The organism is Pantoea sp. Tr-811 (assembly GCF_011752535.1).
Classification (GTDB): Bacteria; Pseudomonadota; Gammaproteobacteria; order Pseudomonadales; family Pseudomonadaceae; genus Aquipseudomonas.
Window position 1 is genome coordinate 351,122 of the sequence record NZ_VWXJ01000001.1, and the last position, 16,289, is coordinate 367,410.

At 64.3% G+C, this 16,289-nt stretch carries 17 protein-coding genes; 8 read left to right on the top strand and 9 right to left on the bottom strand.

The window, feature by feature from the left end; all coding sequences use genetic code 11:
• Window positions 1-120: 120 nt before the first annotated feature.
• A complete protein-coding gene (locus F3J44_RS01560; protein ID WP_167069882.1) occupies window positions 121-489 on the bottom strand; it encodes a Mor transcription activator family protein in 369 nt (122 codons plus the stop codon).
• A 365-nt stretch (window positions 490-854) separates the two neighbouring features.
• Between F3J44_RS01560 and F3J44_RS01565 the strand changes: the two genes are divergently transcribed.
• Window positions 855-1,043: a hypothetical protein gene (locus F3J44_RS01565; RefSeq protein ID WP_167270214.1), complete on the top strand. Its 189-nt coding sequence runs from the start codon at window positions 855-857 to the stop codon at window positions 1,041-1,043.
• A 36-nt stretch (window positions 1,044-1,079) separates the two neighbouring features.
• Here F3J44_RS01565 and F3J44_RS01570 read toward each other — a convergent pair whose 3' ends face one another.
• Complete coding sequence (locus F3J44_RS01570) at window positions 1,080-1,433, bottom strand: fe2+ zn2+ uptake regulation protein (protein ID WP_167069878.1); 354 nt, start codon at window positions 1,431-1,433, stop codon at window positions 1,080-1,082.
• Window positions 1,434-1,636: 203 nt separating this feature from the next.
• On the opposite strand from F3J44_RS01570, the gene F3J44_RS01575 reads away from it, so the two are divergent.
• Window positions 1,637-3,946, top strand: coding sequence for an acylase (locus F3J44_RS01575; RefSeq protein WP_205299619.1), 2,310 nt, complete (start codon window positions 1,637-1,639; stop codon window positions 3,944-3,946).
• Window positions 3,947-4,055: 109 nt separating this feature from the next.
• Here F3J44_RS01575 and lpxH read toward each other — a convergent pair whose 3' ends face one another.
• Together lpxH and F3J44_RS01585 are read right to left on the bottom strand one after the other, a co-directional pair.
• The gene (lpxH, locus tag F3J44_RS01580) at window positions 4,056-4,778 is read right to left on the bottom strand and encodes a UDP-2,3-diacylglucosamine diphosphatase (RefSeq protein ID WP_167270218.1); all 723 of its coding nucleotides are present in this window, start codon (window positions 4,776-4,778) and stop codon (window positions 4,056-4,058) included.
• Window positions 4,775-5,275 carry a peptidylprolyl isomerase gene (locus F3J44_RS01585; RefSeq protein WP_167069872.1) on the bottom strand — a complete coding sequence of 167 codons (501 nt, stop codon included), beginning with the start codon at window positions 5,273-5,275 and terminating at the stop codon, window positions 4,775-4,777. The genes lpxH and F3J44_RS01585 overlap by 4 nt, the downstream gene beginning before the upstream one ends.
• A 247-nt stretch (window positions 5,276-5,522) precedes the next feature.
• On the opposite strand from F3J44_RS01585, the gene F3J44_RS01590 reads away from it, so the two are divergent.
• On the top strand, window positions 5,523-7,226 hold the full coding sequence (locus tag F3J44_RS01590; RefSeq protein WP_167069870.1) for a glutamine--tRNA ligase/YqeY domain fusion protein: 1,704 nt from the start codon (window positions 5,523-5,525) through the stop codon (window positions 7,224-7,226).
• A gap of 9 nt (window positions 7,227-7,235) precedes the next feature.
• Window positions 7,236-8,618: a cysteine--tRNA ligase gene (gene cysS / locus F3J44_RS01595; protein WP_167069868.1), complete on the top strand. Its 1,383-nt coding sequence runs from the start codon at window positions 7,236-7,238 to the stop codon at window positions 8,616-8,618.
• Between the two features lie 104 nt (window positions 8,619-8,722).
• Here cysS and F3J44_RS01600 read toward each other — a convergent pair whose 3' ends face one another.
• The 5 genes from F3J44_RS01600 to F3J44_RS01620 form a co-directional block, all read right to left on the bottom strand.
• Window positions 8,723-10,114, bottom strand: coding sequence for a HAMP domain-containing sensor histidine kinase (locus tag F3J44_RS01600; protein ID WP_167069866.1), 1,392 nt, complete (start codon window positions 10,112-10,114; stop codon window positions 8,723-8,725).
• Window positions 10,092-10,772: a response regulator transcription factor gene (locus F3J44_RS01605; RefSeq protein WP_167069864.1), complete on the bottom strand. Its 681-nt coding sequence runs from the start codon at window positions 10,770-10,772 to the stop codon at window positions 10,092-10,094. Before F3J44_RS01605 ends, F3J44_RS01600 begins: the two co-directional genes overlap by 23 nt.
• A 145-nt stretch (window positions 10,773-10,917) precedes the next feature.
• Window positions 10,918-11,937, bottom strand: a complete 1,020-nt coding sequence (locus F3J44_RS01610) for a branched-chain amino acid aminotransferase (RefSeq protein ID WP_167069862.1) — start codon at window positions 11,935-11,937, stop codon at window positions 10,918-10,920.
• 149 nt (window positions 11,938-12,086) lie between these two features.
• Complete coding sequence (locus F3J44_RS01615) at window positions 12,087-12,452, bottom strand: hypothetical protein (protein ID WP_167069859.1); 366 nt, start codon at window positions 12,450-12,452, stop codon at window positions 12,087-12,089.
• Complete coding sequence (locus F3J44_RS01620; protein ID WP_167270220.1) at window positions 12,449-12,826, bottom strand: glyoxalase superfamily protein; 378 nt, start codon at window positions 12,824-12,826, stop codon at window positions 12,449-12,451. The genes F3J44_RS01615 and F3J44_RS01620 overlap by 4 nt, the downstream gene beginning before the upstream one ends.
• A gap of 273 nt (window positions 12,827-13,099) precedes the next feature.
• Between F3J44_RS01620 and F3J44_RS01625 the strand changes: the two genes are divergently transcribed.
• The 4 genes from F3J44_RS01625 to ureC are packed head-to-tail and all read left to right on the top strand — an operon-like array spanning window position 13,100 to window position 16,282.
• The gene (locus F3J44_RS01625) at window positions 13,100-13,933 is read left to right on the top strand and encodes an urease accessory protein UreD (RefSeq protein WP_167069855.1); all 834 of its coding nucleotides are present in this window, start codon (window positions 13,100-13,102) and stop codon (window positions 13,931-13,933) included.
• Between the two features lie 9 nt (window positions 13,934-13,942).
• Entirely contained in the window at window positions 13,943-14,245 is a 303-nt protein-coding gene (locus tag F3J44_RS01630; RefSeq protein WP_167069853.1) for an urease subunit gamma, read from the top strand.
• A gap of 19 nt (window positions 14,246-14,264) precedes the next feature.
• The gene (locus F3J44_RS01635) at window positions 14,265-14,582 is read left to right on the top strand and encodes an urease subunit beta (protein WP_167069851.1); all 318 of its coding nucleotides are present in this window, start codon (window positions 14,265-14,267) and stop codon (window positions 14,580-14,582) included.
• Window positions 14,579-16,282 (top strand): urease subunit alpha, encoded by a 1,704-nt coding sequence (ureC, locus tag F3J44_RS01640; RefSeq protein WP_167270222.1) that lies wholly within the window; start codon window positions 14,579-14,581, stop codon window positions 16,280-16,282. Before F3J44_RS01635 ends, ureC begins: the two co-directional genes overlap by 4 nt.
• Window positions 16,283-16,289 lie beyond the last annotated feature (7 nt).

Genomic DNA, 16,289 nt, shown 5'->3' on the forward strand with positions numbered 1-16,289 from the left:
GAATTGATCGCATTTTAATCATCTGGCCGTCACAGATTCAAGGCGATGTTCATTGCCGTTCGGCGAGCAGCCGCGGGGCAGGGCAGAGGCGCCCGGCGGCGCCTGCACCTGGTACCACGGTCAGGCCAGCCGGCGGATATTGCCGATCTGGCGCAGGCTGAGCCCGTATTTGTCGGCCAGCAGGCTGCGTGACAGGCCGTCTGCGCTTTCTTTCTGGATCTGCAAATTGCGCAACTGGCGCAGGAAATGATCCGCCTTGGGGATTTCCAGGGCCACGCCGGCAAAGCGCTTGATCAATGCATCCAGCGCTTCGCCAGGGAGGGTATCGGCAAGCTTGGTGCGTTCACGGTGTTTGGGGATGTACTTGGGCCTGCCGCCGTATATGCAGGTCAGGTGGTAGGCATGTTCAATGCCGACGCATTCGATCAGGGCCTGGAGCGAGTGCGGCAGCTGAGTGATGTCGATCGAGTTGAGGTCAGGGAGTTGCATAGTGGCTTCCTCGCGAAAAAGGGCGTGATGCTGTGAAAGCCCATGAACCGGATCGGCACATACCACTGGCTCATGTGGCTGGCATGGCTGAATTTTCGGTGAGCGAGGAAGGCTGTCGCTAGGCGTCAATGAGCCTGTTATTTGTAGCCTCTGTGAGCATGTCTTGAAGATTGCGGTAGCGCCGCGTGTAGGACTTTGGCAGTGGGGTAGGCGTGGAGGGCGCGAATTTCCTAAGTCTCGGTTTCCATGTTCGGTCAGGGTGTGCATACCCTCGAAGAGGAAAAGCAACCCCGTGGGTGGTGTGCGTTGTATGATGGCGCCAGCTCGTTGCGAGCCTTATGCCCCACAGTTGCAAGGAATTTTCGATGACACACATGCAGCGTCTCAAATACTCACTTCTGATCATCCTGGTGATGCTGGGCCTCATGTTCGGCCTGTCGCACCTGGCCAAGCAGGGTACGATCAGCGAGCAGACCTTCCAGGTCCTCGCCATCATCATCGCGGTGGTCGTGGTGGTGATCAACGGCGTGCTGCGGCGCAAGGTCAAGCAGTGAACCGTGCCGGCCGGCCTGGGCTGGCCGGCCATGCGCTCAGCGCGGTGCGGGTTGTTCAAGCACCGCGCGGGCCTGGGGCTCCAGGCTGTAGCACTTGTCGCTGCCCAGGCTGATCACACCTTCGGCGCACAGCCGCTTGAGCACTTCGCGCACGCTGAGGAACGACAGCGGTATGTCCAGCTGTTCGAGCTGGGCGTGTACGCCACGTACACCGATGCTGCGCCCGTTGCGGTCGGCGGCATGCAGGGCATCGATCACTTTCAGGCGAATCAGGCTGGTACGCAGCCCATAGGCACGCAGCAGCTCGCGTATCTGCTCGTTGCCGACACGCTCGTCCACCCCGTTGACCGGGGCACGCTCAGCCTGCAGCGAGGAATGCGGGTGGTACATGTGAATGCTCCTTTTCGTGGACTGTCCCGAAAACTGGGTGCCTCACTGAGTAGGACGAATGAGCGCGGCAAATCTGCAGCTTTTGTGCAAAAAAATATTTACCGCAGGTTCTGACAAGACGGCCCACCGCCACGCGCTGCGTAAAATTTTCATCTGGCCATTCGTTTGTTGGGGATGAACCCCCACGCTGAGGAATGCCTGTGTTGCCCATTTCGCGTCCCATGACCCGCGTCGCCCTGGCGGCGGCGCTGGCCGCCACCAGCTTCGCCACGCATGCGCAGGACAGCGCTGGCGATGCCAGCGCGCAGATCCGCCGTACCAGCTTCGGCGTGCCCCATATCGTCGCCAAGGACGAGCGAGGCCTCGGTTACGGCATCGGCTACGCCTATGGCCAGGACAACCTGTGCCTGCTGGCCAACGAAGTGCTGACGGTCAGTGGCCAGCGTTCGCGCTATTTCGGCGCCCAGGGCAAAACCCTTGAGCAACGTGACAACCTGACCAGCGACCTGTTCTTCACCTGGCTCAATACCGATGCCGCGGTGGAGGCGTTCCTGCAGGCCCAGCCGGCCCAGGTGCGTGACCTGTTGGACGGCTATGCCAGTGGCTTCAACCGCGCCCTGGCCGAGCGCCGTAGCCAGGGCTTGCCGGGCGAGTGTGGCGATGGCCAGTGGTTGCGGCCGATCACCAGCCAGGACTTGGTCAAGCTGACCCGCCGTTTGCTGGCCGAAGGTGGCCTGGGCCAGTTCGCCGAGGCGCTGGTGGCCGCACAACCCCCGCAGGCGACCGCCCAGCAGGGGCTGCCGGCATTCGATGTGGCGCTTTCGCAGCAGCAGCGTTTCGCCTCCGAGCGCGGCAGCAATGCCGTGGCGGTGGGGGCCGAGCGTTCGGCCAACGGGCGCGGCCTGCTGCTGGCCAACCCGCATTTCCCGTGGCTGGGCGGCATGCGTTTCTACCAGATGCAGCTGACCATTCCAGGGCAACTGGATGTCATGGGCGCGGCCTTGCCTGGCCTGCCAATGATCAATATCGGCTTCAACCAGCACCTGGCCTGGACCCACACGGTCGATACCTCCAAGCACTTCACCCTGTACCGCTTGCAACTGGACCCCAAGGACCCGACCCGTTACCTGCAGGACGGCCAATCGCTGCCGCTTGAGCGCCAGGCGGTGAGTGTCACGGTCAAGGCCGAGGACGGCAGCCTCAGCCAGGTGCAGCGCCAGGTGTACAGTTCAAGCTACGGGCCGGTAGTGGTATGGCCTGGCCGCCTGGACTGGAATGCCCAGGCCGCCTTCAGCCTGCGTGACGCCAACCTGGGCAACACCCGCGTGCTGCAGCAGTGGTACCGCATCAACCGCGCCGACAGCCTGGCGGCGCTGAAAGGCTCGGTCGAGCAATTGCAAGGGATTCCGTGGGTCAACACCCTGGCGGTGGATGCAGCGGGCCAGGCGCTGTACCTGAACCAGTCGGTGGTGCCTTACGTCGACCAGCAACTGCTCAGCCAGTGCAGCAACCCGGCGGCACAAGGGCCGCTGGTGGTGCTCGATGGTTCGCGCAGCGCCTGCCAGTGGAAGGTCGACCCGCAGGCCGCGCAACCGGGCATCTTCCCCGCGCACCTGCTGCCGAGCCTGGCGCGCCAGGACTTCGTGCAGAACTCCAACGACCCGGCCTGGATGGCCAACCCGGCCCAGCCGCTGACCGGTTATTCGCCCCTGGTCAGCCGCACCGACCAGCCGCTGGGCATGCGCGGGCGCTATGCGCTGGAGCGCCTGCAGGGTAACGCCAAGCTCGGTGTCGACGACCTGCAGAACATGGTGCTGGACGACGATGTGTACCTTGCAAGCCTGGTGCTGCCAGACCTGCTGCAATGGTGCAAGGGCGCCGAAGCGGACCTGCAGGCCGTGTGTTCCAGCCTGGCAGCCTGGAATGGCAAGGCCGACCTGAACAGTGGCATTGGCCTGGTGCACTTCGAGAACATTGTCCGGGCGCTGGCTGAACACCCTGAAGGCTGGCGCGTGGCCTTCAACCCGCAGGACCCGCAGCACACCCCGCGTGGCCTGGCCGTGGAGCAGGCCGCCGTGCGCAAGTTGGTGCGCGAGGCAGCGCTGGCTTCCTTGCAGCAGGTGGCCAAGGCCGGGGTAGAGCAGGGCAGCCAGTGGGGGCAGATTCAGCAAGCCGCCGATGGCACGCCGGTGCCGGGTGGGCCGCAGGGGTTGGGTATCTACAATGCGATCTACAGCGTGCCCCATGGGCCGGGCAAGCGCCTGGTGGTCAGCGGCACCAGCTACCTGCAATTGGTGAGCTTCACCGACCAAGGGCCGCAAGCGCGCGGGTTGCTGGCATTTTCCCAGTCCAGTGAGGCCGGTTCGGCGCATTTCAGTGATCAGACCAAGGCGTTTTCGGCCAAGCGCCTGGCGCCGATACCGTTCACCGAAGCGCAGATCAAGGCAGACCCTGAGTACCGGCAGTATGTGATCAGCGAACGCGACAAGGGGGCAGTGGCCAGCCAGCCTTGAGGCGCTGGCCTGGTTGGGCCTTTTCGCGGGGCAAGCCCGCTCCTACAGGCGATTGCATTCCCCCTGTAGGAGCGGGCTTGCCCCGCGAACCAAAGCTGACGAAGTCTTTTCAGGAAAACTCGAACGGCTCCAGGGCAAAGCCCTGGCCATCGACTTGCAGGGTCCAGCCGCGCCGGTCCCAGTCCCCCAGCACGATGCGCCGCGCCGGCTCACCGTCCACCACCAGCTTGTGAATCGCCGGCCGGTGGGTATGGCCATGCACCAGGGTGCGCACGCCATGCGCCGCCATCACCTTCGGCACTTCCTCCGGGGTAACGTCGACGATTTCGGTAGCCTTCATGCGTGTTTGCGCACGGCTTTCACTGCGCAGCTTGCGCGCCAGCTTCTGCCGGCTGGCCAGCGGCAGGTGGCGCAGCACCCACAGCGTCAGCGGGTTGCGCAGGTAGCGGCGTAACTTCATGTAGCCCACATCGCGGGTACACAGGGTGTCGCCGTGCATCAGCAACACCTGCTCACCGCCCAGCTCGATCACGCTCGGGTCGGCCAGCAGGGTGCAGCCAGCCGCCTTGCAGAAGGCCTGGCCAATCAGGAAATCACGGTTGCCGTGCATCAGGTAGATGGCCGTACCGCTGTCACTCAGCTGGCGCAAGGCCTGGCAGATCGACTGCTGGAACGCGGTCATGGCATCGTCGCCGATCCACGCTTCGAAGAAATCACCGAGGATATACAGCGCCTTGGCGTGACGGGCGCGGCCGTCGAGCAGATCAAGAAACGCCCGGGTAATATCCGGGCGTTCTTCTTGCAAATGCAGATCGGAGATCAGCAGGATCACTCAATGATCTCGGCTTTCTCGATCACCACGTCTTCTTTCGGTACGTCCTGGTGGCCAGCCTTGGAGCCGGTGGCGACTTTTTCGATGGCGTCGACGATTTCACGGCCTTCGGTCACTTCGCCGAACACGGCGTAGCCCCAGCCCTGCACGTTCTTGCCGCTGTGGTTGAGGAAGTCGTTGTCGGAGGCGTTGATGAAGAACTGCGCCGAAGCGGAGTGCGGCTCCATGGTGCGGGCCATGGCAATGCTGTACTTGGTGTTCTTCAGGCCGTTGTCAGCTTCGTTCTGGATGCTGGCGCGGGTTTTCTTCTGGTTCATGCCGGCTTCGAAACCGCCGCCCTGGATCATGAAACCCTTGATCACGCGGTGGAACACGGTGCCGTCGTAGTGGCCGTCCTTGACGTACTGAACGAAGTTCTCGGTGGTCAGCGGCGCTTTTTCCGCGTCCAGTTGCAGGACGATGTCGCCGTGGTTGGTGCTCAGTTTGACTTTGGACATGCTGAAATTCGCTCTTTCAAGGCATACAGGAATAGGCTGCGCAGTGCGCGTTTAGTCACCTGACGCAGGATCGGGCAACCGCGACACATGTTCGTGGTTCATCGCGCAGGGCGATCATTTTGCACGGATCGCGATAAATCGCGCCAGTTTGTCGGTGCCCGGCTGTCAGCAGCTTGACTGCTTCGGCTATGATAGGCCCTTTGATTCAATCGGCCTACCCGGCCGGATACGTGCATTCAAGGATCCTATGAGCAAGCCCACTGCCGACAACGCGCCCAACGCCGCCGCCAAAGGCGCTCCCGCCGTCCCTGCGAATTTCCTGCGGCCGATCATCCAGGCCGACCTGGACGCCGGCAAACACAGCGCCATCGTCACTCGCTTCCCGCCGGAGCCCAATGGCTACCTGCACATCGGCCACGCCAAGTCGATCTGTGTGAACTTCGGCCTGGCCAAGGAGTTCGGCGGCGTCTGCCACCTGCGTTTCGACGACACCAACCCGGCCAAGGAAGACCAGGAGTACATCGACGCCATCCAAAGCGACGTCAAGTGGCTGGGCTTCGAATGGGCCGGCGAAGTGCGCTATGCCTCCAACTACTTCGACCAGCTGCACGACTGGGCCGTTGAGCTGATCAAGCGTGGCAAGGCCTATGTCTGCGACCTCACCCCCGAGCAGGCCAAGGAATACCGCGGCAGCCTGACCGAAGCGGGCAAGAACAGCCCGTTCCGCGAGCGCAGCGTCGAGGAAAACCTCGACCTGTTCGCGCGCATGAAGGCCGGCGAGTTCAAGGACGGCGAGCGCGTGCTGCGTGCCAAGATCGACATGGCTTCGCCGAACATGAACCTGCGCGACCCGATCCTGTACCGCATTCGCCACGCCCACCACCACCAGACCGGCGATAAGTGGTGCATCTACCCCAACTACGACTTCACCCACGGCCAGTCGGACGCCATCGAGGGCATCACCCATTCGATCTGCACCCTCGAATTCGAAGGCCACCGCCCGCTGTACGACTGGTTCCTCGACAACCTGCCGGTGCCGGCACGCCCGCGCCAGTACGAGTTCAGCCGCCTGAACCTGAACTACACCATCACCTCCAAACGCAAGCTCAAGCAGCTGGTGGACGAAAAGCACGTCAGCGCCTGGGATGACCCGCGCATGTCCACCCTGTCGGGCTTCCGTCGTCGTGGCTACACCCCGGCCTCGATCCGCAATTTCTGCGAAATGGTCGGCACCAACCGCTCCGATGGTGTGGTCGACATGTCGATGCTCGAATTCAGCATCCGTGACGACCTCGACCGCACCGCGCCACGCGCCATGTGCGTGCTGCGCCCGCTCAAGGTGGTCATCACCAACTACCCTGAAGGCCAGGTCGAGCAGCTTGAACTGCCGCGCCACCCGAAGGAAGACATGGGCGTGCGCGTGCTGCCGTTCGCCCGCGAGCTGTACATCGACCGTGACGACTTCATGGAAGCGCCGCCCAAGGGCTACAAGCGCCTGGAACCGGCCGGTGAAGTGCGCCTGCGCGGCAGCTACGTGATTCGCGCCGACGAGGCGATCAAGGACGCCGACGGCAACATCGTCGAGCTGCGCTGCTCCTACGACCCGGACACCCTGGGCAAGAACCCCGAAGGCCGCAAGGTCAAGGGCGTGATCCACTGGGTGCCGGCCGAAGGCAGCATCGAGTGCGAAGTGCGCCTGTACGACCGCCTGTTCCGCTCCGCCAACCCGGAGAAAACCGAGGACGGTGGCAGCTTCCTGGACAACATCAACCCCGACTCCCTGCAGGTGCTGAGCGGCTGCCGTGCCGAGCCATCGCTGGGCCAGGCGCAGCCAGAGGACCGCTTCCAGTTCGAGCGCGAAGGCTACTTCTGCGCCGACCTCAAGGACAGCCAGCCGGGCCGCCCGGTGTTCAACCGCACCGTCACCCTGCGTGACTCCTGGGGCAGCTAAGGAACCACCGTGCTTACCATCTACAACACGCTGAGCAAGACCAAGGAAACCTTCAAGCCGCTCGATGGCAACAAGGTGCGCATGTACGTGTGCGGCATGACCGTGTACGACTACTGCCACCTTGGCCATGGCCGCAGCATGGTGGCGTTCGACCTGGTGACGCGCTGGCTGCGTAAAAGCGGCTACGACCTGACCTACGTGCGCAACATCACCGACATCGACGACAAGATCATCAACCGTGCCAACGAGAACGGCGAGGCATTCGACGCCCTGACCGCACGCATGATCGAGGCGATGCACGAAGACGAGCGCCGCCTGAACATCCTCAAGCCGGACTTGGAACCGCGTGCCACCGACCATATCGCCGGCATGCACGCGATGATCCAGACCCTGATCGACAAAGGCTACGCCTACGCGCCGGGTAACGGCGACGTGTACTACCGGGTGGGCAAGTTCGTCGGCTACGGCAAGCTGTCGCGCAAGAAGATCGAAGACCTGCGCATCGGTGCCCGCATCGAGGTGGACGAAGCCAAGCAAGACCCGCTCGACTTCGTGCTGTGGAAGGGCGTGAAGCCGGGCGAGCCGTACTGGGATTCACCGTGGGGCCCGGGCCGTCCGGGCTGGCACATCGAGTGCTCGGTGATGTCCACCTGCTGCCTGGGCGAAAGCTTCGACATCCACGGTGGCGGCAGCGACCTGGAGTTCCCGCACCACGAGAACGAGATCGCCCAGAGCGAGGCGGCCACCGGCAAGCAGTACGCCAACGCCTGGATGCACTGCGGCATGATCCGCATCAATGGCGAGAAGATGTCGAAGTCGTTGAACAACTTCTTCACCATCCGTGACGTGCTCGACAAGTACCACCCGGAAGTGGTGCGTTACCTGCTGGTGGCCAGCCACTACCGCAGCGCGATCAACTACTCGGAAGACAGCCTGCGCGACGCCAAGGGCGCCCTGGAGCGTTTCTACCACGCACTGCGCGGCTTGCCGCGGGTGGCCGCCCAGGGTGGCGAGGCGTTCGTCGAGCGCTTCAGCGTGGCCATGAACGACGACTTCGGCACCCCCGAAGCCTGCGCCGTGCTGTTCGACCTGGTGCGCGAGATCAACCGCCTGCGTGACAGCGACCCGGCTGCAGCTGCCGGCCTTGCCGGTCGCCTGCGCGAGCTGGGCGATGTGCTGGGTGTGCTGCAACTGGAGGCCGATGACTTCCTGCGTGCCGGCGCCGAAGGCAAGGTTGACGCCGCTGAAGTGGAAGGTTTGATCCAGGCGCGCCTGGCGGCGCGTACGGAGAAGAACTGGGCCGAATCCGACCGTATCCGTGACCAGTTGACGGCCATGGGCGTGGTGCTGGAAGACAGCAAGGGCACGACCACCTGGCGCCTGGCCGACTGATCGGCGTGATGCCATCGCGAGCTACGCTCGCTCCTACGGGCCTTGCGCTGGCCCCGTAGGAGCGAGCGCAGCTCGCGATGGCGCCGCCTAGGCGGCGCTCAGGTTCACTTGGCCAGCCCGGCAAGCGGGCAATGCAACACCAGCTTCGCCCCACCCAGCTCGCTTTCACCAATCTCCAGCCCGAACCCATGCAGGTCGACGATCGCCGCAACGATCGACAACCCCAGCCCGAAACCGGAATGCCGGTGCCCTTCATCACTGCGGTAGAAGCGCTTCAACACCGCAGCCCGTTCCTGCTCGGGAATCCCCGGCCCGCTGTCTTCGATGGCGATGTGCACACCGGTCTCATCCTGGCTCGCCCTGATCGCCACCCGGCCACCTTCGGGGGTGAACTTGATACCGTTGCCCACCAGGTTCGCCAGCGCCTCGAACAGCAGCTCACGGTCGCCGTGCAAGGGCGGCAATTGCTCAGGTTGCTGCAGGTTCAGGCGAATACCGCCGTCCTCGGCCAGCGGCAGGTAGAAATCGTGCAGTTCCACCAGCAGCTCGTGCGGGTCGAGCTGCACGAAGCCGGCGCGGCGCTGGCGGTCTTCCAGTTCACTGATGCGCAGCAGGCCACGAAAGCGTGCCATCAGTGTGTCGGTTTCACCAATGGCCTGGTCCAGTGCCTCGGCCTGGGCCGCGTCGACGTTGCTGTGCTGGCGAATACGGTACAGCTGCGCCCGCAACCGGGTCAGCGGTGTGCGCAGGTCGTGGGCAATGTTGTCGCACACGCCCTTGACCTCGTGCATCAGCCGCTCGATGCGGTCGAGCATGGCATTGACGATGTCGGCCAGCATGTCCAGCTCGTCACGCCGGGCCGACAGCGGCAGGCGGTGGGTGAGGTCGCCGGCGACGATCAGCTCGGCCTGGGCCTGGATCGCGCGGATGCGCTTGAGCGGGCGTCGGCGTAGCCAGTACCAGCCGGCAAACCCCGGAATCAGTGTCAACGAGATGCCCCACAGCAAGGCATGCAGGATGATGCGGGTGACCACGAACAGCGAGCCGTTGTCGCGGAACAGCACCAGCCAGCGGCCATCCTGCACCTTGATCGCCACCGCATCGCAGCTGTCGCGGGGCATGTGCGGGTCATCGGCGTCCAGGCAGCGCTTGAGTTCGTGAACCTTGCCGTCCAGGCCGAGGTCCGGCGGTATCGCGCGAATGCGCCCGCCCACCGGGTTGAACTGCGCGTCGAACAGGCCGTAGGCATCGAAGGCACGTTCCTCGAAGGCCTGGCTGGCCAGCAAGGCGTCGTCCAGCTGTTTGCCGGTCATGTGCGCGAACAGGTGCTGGCGTTGCAGCATGGAGTGGCGGGTGAGCTTGTTCAGGTAGCTGGACACCTCGAAGTACAGCACCCCCATGAGGATGCTGCTCCAGGCCACGAACAGGAAGCTGTACAGCGCCAGCAGGCGGCTGGTGGACGAACTCCAGCCCTTAGACGGGTTCAGCAATGGCATAGCCCGAGCCCCGTACCGTACGGATCAGCGGCGACTGGCCAGGCGAATCGATTTTCTTGCGCAGGCGGCCAATGTGCACGTCGATCAGGTTGGTACCGGGGTCGAAGTGGTAGCCCCAGACTTCCTCGAAAATCATCATCCGCGTGATTACCTGGCCGCTGTGGCGCATCAGGTACTCCAGCAGCTTGTATTCGGTGGGCAGCAGGTTGAGGGTTTGCTCGCCACGGCGGGCTTCATGGCTGATCAGGTCCAGTTGCAGGTCGGCGACCTGCAGGCGCGTCTGGGTCATCGGCACGCTGTTGCGGCGCAGCAGCACTTCGACCCGGGCGGCCATTTCATCGGAGGCGAACGGCTTGGTCAGGTAGTCGTCACCGCCGGCACGCAGGCCACGCACCCGTTCGTCGACGTCGGACAGGGCGCTGATCATCAGGATCGGCGTGGTGATCTTGAGGTTGCGCAGGGTGGTCACGATCGTCAGGCCATCGACCTCGGGCAGCATGCGGTCCAGGGTGATCAGGTCGTAACCGCCGGCGATGGCCTTGGCCAGGCCCTCGCGGCCGTTGTCGGCCCATTCCACATCCAGGCCGTGGCTGGAGAGTTCGGCGACGATTTCCTGGCCGGTGACGGCGTCGTCTTCGATGGTCAGTACGCGTGGCATGCTCGTTCCTGGGCGTCTAAAAGAGATTTGATTGTGCCAAAGAATAGCCAAACGGCGATTTAAGAAAAATTCATCTACAAAACGTCAAAACGAAAACGGGGCATGCCATGGCTGGCATGCCCCGTTGTTGTAGCGGCTGCAGGCCTCAGGCGACCTTGACGATCCAGCCGGCAGGCGCTTCGACGTCACCGCTCTGGATGCCGGTCAGCTCGTTGTAGAGCTTCTGGGTCACAGGGCCGACTTTTTCCAGGTCGTGGAACACGTGCAGCTTGCCGTTGTACTCGATGCCGCCGATTGGGGTGATGACGGCAGCGGTGCCGCAGGCGCCGGCTTCGATGAAACGGTCGAGCTTGTTGATTTCGACATCGCCTTCGATCACGGTCAGGCCCAGGCGCGATTGCGCCAGTTCCATCAGCGACAGGCGGGTGATGCCTGGCAGTACCGAAGCCGATTTCGGGGTCACGAACTCGTTGTTGGCGGTAATGCCGAAGAAGTTGGCCGAACCGACTTCCTCGATCTTGGTGTGGGTCAGTGGGTCGAGGTAGATGGCGTCGGCGAAGCTGGCCTTCTTGGCTTCAGCGCCTGGCTGCAGGCTGGCGGCGTAGTTGCCACCGACCTTGGCCGCGCCGGTGCCTTGTGGGGCGGCGCGGTCGAAGCTGGAAATCTGGAAGTTGTGCGGCTTCATGCCGCCCTTGAAGTAGGAGCCAACCGGGATGGCAAATACCGAGAAGATGAACTCGGGGGCGGTGCGCACGCCAATGTTGTCGCCGGTGCCGATGACGAACGGGCGCAGGTAGAGGGCGCCCTTGCCGTGCGGCGGCACGAATTTCTCGTTGGCCTTGACCACTTGCTTGCACGCTTCGATGAACACATCGGTGGGCACCTGCGGCATCAACAGGCGCGCGCAGCTGCGCTGCATGCGGGCGGCGTTCTGGTCTGGGCGGAACAGGTTGATCGAGCCGTCCTTGCAACGGTAGGCCTTGAGGCCTTCGAAGCACTGCTGGCCATAGTGCAGGGCAGTGGAGCCTTCACTGATGTGCAGCACGTTGTCTTCGGTCAGGGTGCCGTTGTCCCACTCACCATTGCGCCATACGGACAGGTAGCGCTTGTCGGTCTTGATGTAGTCGAAACCCAGCTTGTCCCAGTTAATGCTTTCGTTACTCATGACACCCTCGATTGTCTTGCAAGTGCCCGATCGCTCGGGCTGCTGTTATATGCGCACCACGCCACGATAATACAAACCTCGCGGCTCGGGAACGGCCAGTCACGAATTGGCCGCAATGGTGGGTGCAGGGCGGGAGATTTTCAGCGCCTCTAGCGGTGGGCGCTCGCAAGCCGCCTGTTCCAATCCCCCCCATGGCTGCGCGCGCAGGCCTCTTCACTGTCGAAACGCACATGCCAGCCCACATGGTCCAGCTTCACCCCCGCCTCATCGAGCGCTCGGCCCGTCAGCGCCAGCATGCGCGCCTTGGCAGTGCCGGCCACGGCCGCCGCCTTTTGCGCCTCGCGCTCGAACACCCAGGTGATGCGCAGGCTGGACGGGAAATCGTCGGGCACCAGCCGATGGGTCAACCAGGAAAACCCCACAATCTCGGCCTTGGCGGTTTCGCAGGCCTCGGTCAGGCACACGACCAGCTCACGCTCCAGGCGTGCCAGCTCGCGTTTGTTCAGGGCTTTCACTGGGCAGCCTCGTCGTCGATCTGCTGGCAGAAGCGCATCAGGTTGCCGAATGGGTCGCGCACCAGCATCTCCAGGCCCCAATCAACCCGCTCGGCCTGGGGCCGGGCGTAGCCGTACTGCTTGGCCAGCAGCTCGCGCTCCAGTGCCCGCAGGTCGTCGGTACGGGCGAATACCGTGGCGCCAGGGCAGACGTCGCCGTGGTGTTCGCTCAGGTGCAGGATCAGGCCGTCGCGGTGAATCTGCGCGTACAGCGGCAGGTCCGGGTTGAAACGGTGTTCCCAGTCAAGCTCAAAGCCCAGGAAGTCCAGGTAGAACTCCTTGGCCTTCTCCACTGAAAAAATGCGCAGAACCGGGATGGCGGGGGCGAGAGGCATGGCGATTCCTTGGCCGAGGGCAAAATACAGACTTTAGCGCAGCACCGATACGGGGCCAAGCGCTGCTCCGGCAATGGGCACGGCCACGCTGAATGCCCCATGCCAGAGCCATCGCCCTGAAAGTTTCATGTGCGTTCACCTGCGTAGTTGGCCCGCAACCTGCTATATCCAGCCAGCGAAATTTGATCGAGTGGTCAGTCTGCCAGTGCTCCAACAGCGCCCAGGCTGGCCCTCTAAACGGCCGCAAGGCCACGGAAATCAAGGGGCCGCAGGATGTCGCTCGCGGAGCAGATCGAACCATCGGAACAGGCGGCGGGCTGGAGCGCGCACCTGCAATTGCGCTTCGTCTTGCGCAGCGGTGTGACCCGCCTTGGTGCGCGCCGCCATTTCGGCCCGCTTTTGGTGCAGCGCCCGTTCTATCCGGAAGGGGCGCCGTGCCACGTTTATGTGCTGCACCCACCCGGCGGTATCGTCGCTGGGGACCGCCTGGAGCTGGATATCCACCTCGAACCCGGCAGCCACGCCTTGCTCACCATGCCCGGTGCCAGCAAGTTCTACCGCAGCATCGGGCCGACTGCGCGGCTGGCCCAGCATTTTCACCTGCAAGCCGGTAGCACACTGGAATGGTTGCCCCAGGACAGCATCTTCTTCAACGGCGCCCGCGCCAGCCTCGACAGCCGCTTCACCCTCGAACCCGGGGCCAAGCTGCTGGCCTGGGAAACCTTGTGCCTGGGCCGCCCAGTGATGAACGAGCGTTTCGAGCGTGGCGCGCTGGACAGCCGCCTGTGCATCGAACTGCCAGGCGAGCCCGGCCTGCACGAGCGCCTGCGCATCGAAGGCGGGCACCTGGCCAAGGTCGGCGAGCACCCCCTGGTCGCCACATTCTGCGCAGCCCCGGCAAGCCCGGCCGTGCTTGAGCAGGTGCGCACCTTGCTCGACGAACTCGCTACCCCCGCCGGCGCCACCTTGCTTGGCACGCTGCTGGTGATTCGCCTGCTCGACCACGACAACCAACACCTGCAACACACCCTGCAGCGCCTCTGGCACGTATTGCGGCCGGCCGTTCTCGGCCTGCCAGCGTGCCCGCCGCGCATCTGGGCCACTTGAGAGAGCGCAATGGAGCTGACCCCAAGAGAGAAAGACAAACTGCTGCTGTTCACTGCCGCCTTGTTGGCAGAACGGCGCCTGGCCCGTGGCCTGAAGCTCAACTACCCGGAGGCCGTGGCACTGATCAGTGCCGCGGTGCTCGAAGGCGCCCGGGATGGGCGCACGGTGGCCGAGCTGATGAGCCTGGGCCGCGAGGTACTGGGCCGTGAGCAGGTCATGGAGGGCGTCGCCGAGATGCTGCATGACGTGCAGGTCGAAGCCACCTTTCCCGACGGCACCAAGCTGGTGACCGTGCACGACCCCATCGTCTGACCTGGCGCAGGAGCCCAGCATGATTCCAGGTGAAATCCAGGTCGCCGCCGGCGACATCGAACTCAACGCCGGCCGCGACACGGTCAGCGTCAGCGTGGCCAACCATGGCGACCGGCCGGTGCAGGTCGGTTCGCACTACCACTTCTATGAAGTCAACGATGCGCTGGTGTTCGAGCGCGCGCCCACCCGCGGCTTTCGCCTGGACATCCCGGCCGGCACCGCCGTGCGCTTCGAACCGGGCCAGTCGCGTACCGTGCAGCTGGTGGCCTACGCCGGCAAGCGCGAAGTGCACGGCTTCCAGGGCAAGGTGATGGGCGCGCTGGAGGGCAGGGCATGAGCCGTATTTCCCGTCAGGCCTACGCCGACATGTTCGGCCCTACCGTCGGCGACCGCGTGCGCCTGGCTGACACTGCGCTGTGGGTGGAGGTCGAGAAAGACTTCACCATTTATGGCGAAGAGGTGAAGTTCGGCGGTGGCAAGGTTATTCGCGACGGCATGGGCCAGGGCCAGATGCTTAGCGCCGAGGCCATGGACCTGGTGCTGACCAACGCCCTGATCATCGACCACTGGGGCATCGTCAAGGCCGATATCGGCGTCAAGCACGGGCGCATCGCCGCCATCGGCAAGGCCGGCAACCCCGACGTGCAGCCGGGCGTGACCGTGCCGGTGGGCCCCGGCACCGAGGTGATCGCCGCCGAAGGCAAGATCGTGACCGCAGGCGGTATCGACTCACACATCCACTTCATCTGCCCGCAGCAGGTCGAAGAGGCGCTGACCAGCGGCGTTACCACCTTCATTGGCGGCGGCACCGGCCCTGCCACCGGTACCAACGCCACCACCTGCACCCCAGGGCCCTGGTACCTGGCGCGCATGCTCCAGGCCGCCGACTGCCTGCCGATCAACATCGGCCTGCTGGGCAAGGGCAACGCCTCGCGCCCGGAGGCCCTGCGCGAGCAGATCGCCGCCGGCGCGGTGGGCCTCAAGCTGCACGAAGACTGGGGCTCGACCCCGGCGGCCATCGACTGCTGCCTGGGCGTGGCCGAGGAAATGGACATCCAGGTGGCGATCCACACCGACACGCTCAACGAGTCGGGTTGCATCGAAGACACCCTGGCCGCCATCGGTGACCGCACCATCCATACCTTCCACACCGAGGGCGCCGGTGGTGGCCATGCGCCGGACATCATCCGCGCGGCCGGGCAGGCCAACGTGCTGCCGTCCTCCACCAACCCGACCCTGCCGTATACGGTCAACACCGTCGACGAGCACCTGGACATGCTCATGGTCTGCCACCACCTGGACCCGAGCATCGCCGAGGACGTGGCCTTCGCCGAGTCGCGCATCCGCCGTGAAACCATCGCCGCCGAAGACATCCTCCACGACATGGGGGCCTTCGCCATGACCTCGTCCGATTCCCAGGCCATGGGCCGCGTGGGCGAGGTGGTGCTGCGCACCTGGCAGGTGGCGCACCAGATGAAACTGCGCCGTGGCCCGTTGGCACCGGACACCGGCTACAGCGACAACTTCCGGGTCAAGCGCTACATCGCCAAGTACACCCTCAACCCCGCCCTGACCCACGGCATCGCCCATGAAGTCGGCTCGCTGGAAGTGGGCAAGCTGGCTGACATGGTGCTGTGGTCGCCAGCGTTCTTCGCGGTCAAGCCGGCCCTGGTGATCAAGGGCGGGATGATCGCCACCGCGCCCATGGGCGACATCAACGGCTCCATCCCGACGCCGCAGCCGGTGCACTACCGGCCGATGTTCGGTGCCCTGGGCGCTGCCCGCCATGCCACGCGCATGACATTCCTGCCCCAGGCCGCCATGGACCGTGGCCTGCACCAGGAGCTGGGGCTGCAGAGCCTGATCGGCGTGGCCCATGGCTGCCGCCGGGTGCGCAAGGCCGACATGGTTCACAACACCTTGCAGCCGGTGATCGAAGTCGACTCGCAAACCTACCAGGTGCGTGCCGACGGTGAGTTGCTGGTGTGCGAGCCGGCCAGCGAACTGCCGCTGGCCCAGCGTTATTTCCTGTTCTGAAGGAGTG

Excerpts from the sequence above, each read along its gene's own strand:
- F3J44_RS01635 (WP_167069851.1), top strand. The coding sequence starts at position 14,265 with ATGATTCCAGGTGAAATCCAGGTCGCCGCCGGCGACATCGAACTCAAC.
- F3J44_RS01630 (WP_167069853.1), top strand. The coding sequence starts at position 13,943 with ATGGAGCTGACCCCAAGAGAGAAAGACAAACTGCTGCTGTTCACTGCC.
- F3J44_RS01560 (WP_167069882.1), bottom strand. The coding sequence starts at position 489 with ATGCAACTCCCTGACCTCAACTCGATCGACATCACTCAGCTGCCGCAC.
- ureC (WP_167270222.1), top strand. The coding sequence starts at position 14,579 with ATGAGCCGTATTTCCCGTCAGGCCTACGCCGACATGTTCGGCCCTACC.
- F3J44_RS01620 (WP_167270220.1), bottom strand. The coding sequence starts at position 12,826 with ATGCCTCTCGCCCCCGCCATCCCGGTTCTGCGCATTTTTTCAGTGGAG.
- F3J44_RS01585 (WP_167069872.1), bottom strand. The coding sequence starts at position 5,275 with ATGTCCAAAGTCAAACTGAGCACCAACCACGGCGACATCGTCCTGCAA.
- F3J44_RS01565 (WP_167270214.1), top strand. The coding sequence starts at position 855 with ATGACACACATGCAGCGTCTCAAATACTCACTTCTGATCATCCTGGTG.
- F3J44_RS01625 (WP_167069855.1), top strand. The coding sequence starts at position 13,100 with ATGTCGCTCGCGGAGCAGATCGAACCATCGGAACAGGCGGCGGGCTGG.
- F3J44_RS01600 (WP_167069866.1), bottom strand. The coding sequence starts at position 10,114 with ATGCCATTGCTGAACCCGTCTAAGGGCTGGAGTTCGTCCACCAGCCGC.
- F3J44_RS01570 (WP_167069878.1), bottom strand. The coding sequence starts at position 1,433 with ATGTACCACCCGCATTCCTCGCTGCAGGCTGAGCGTGCCCCGGTCAAC.
- F3J44_RS01590 (WP_167069870.1), top strand. The coding sequence starts at position 5,523 with ATGAGCAAGCCCACTGCCGACAACGCGCCCAACGCCGCCGCCAAAGGC.
- F3J44_RS01610 (WP_167069862.1), bottom strand. The coding sequence starts at position 11,937 with ATGAGTAACGAAAGCATTAACTGGGACAAGCTGGGTTTCGACTACATC.
- F3J44_RS01605 (WP_167069864.1), bottom strand. The coding sequence starts at position 10,772 with ATGCCACGCGTACTGACCATCGAAGACGACGCCGTCACCGGCCAGGAA.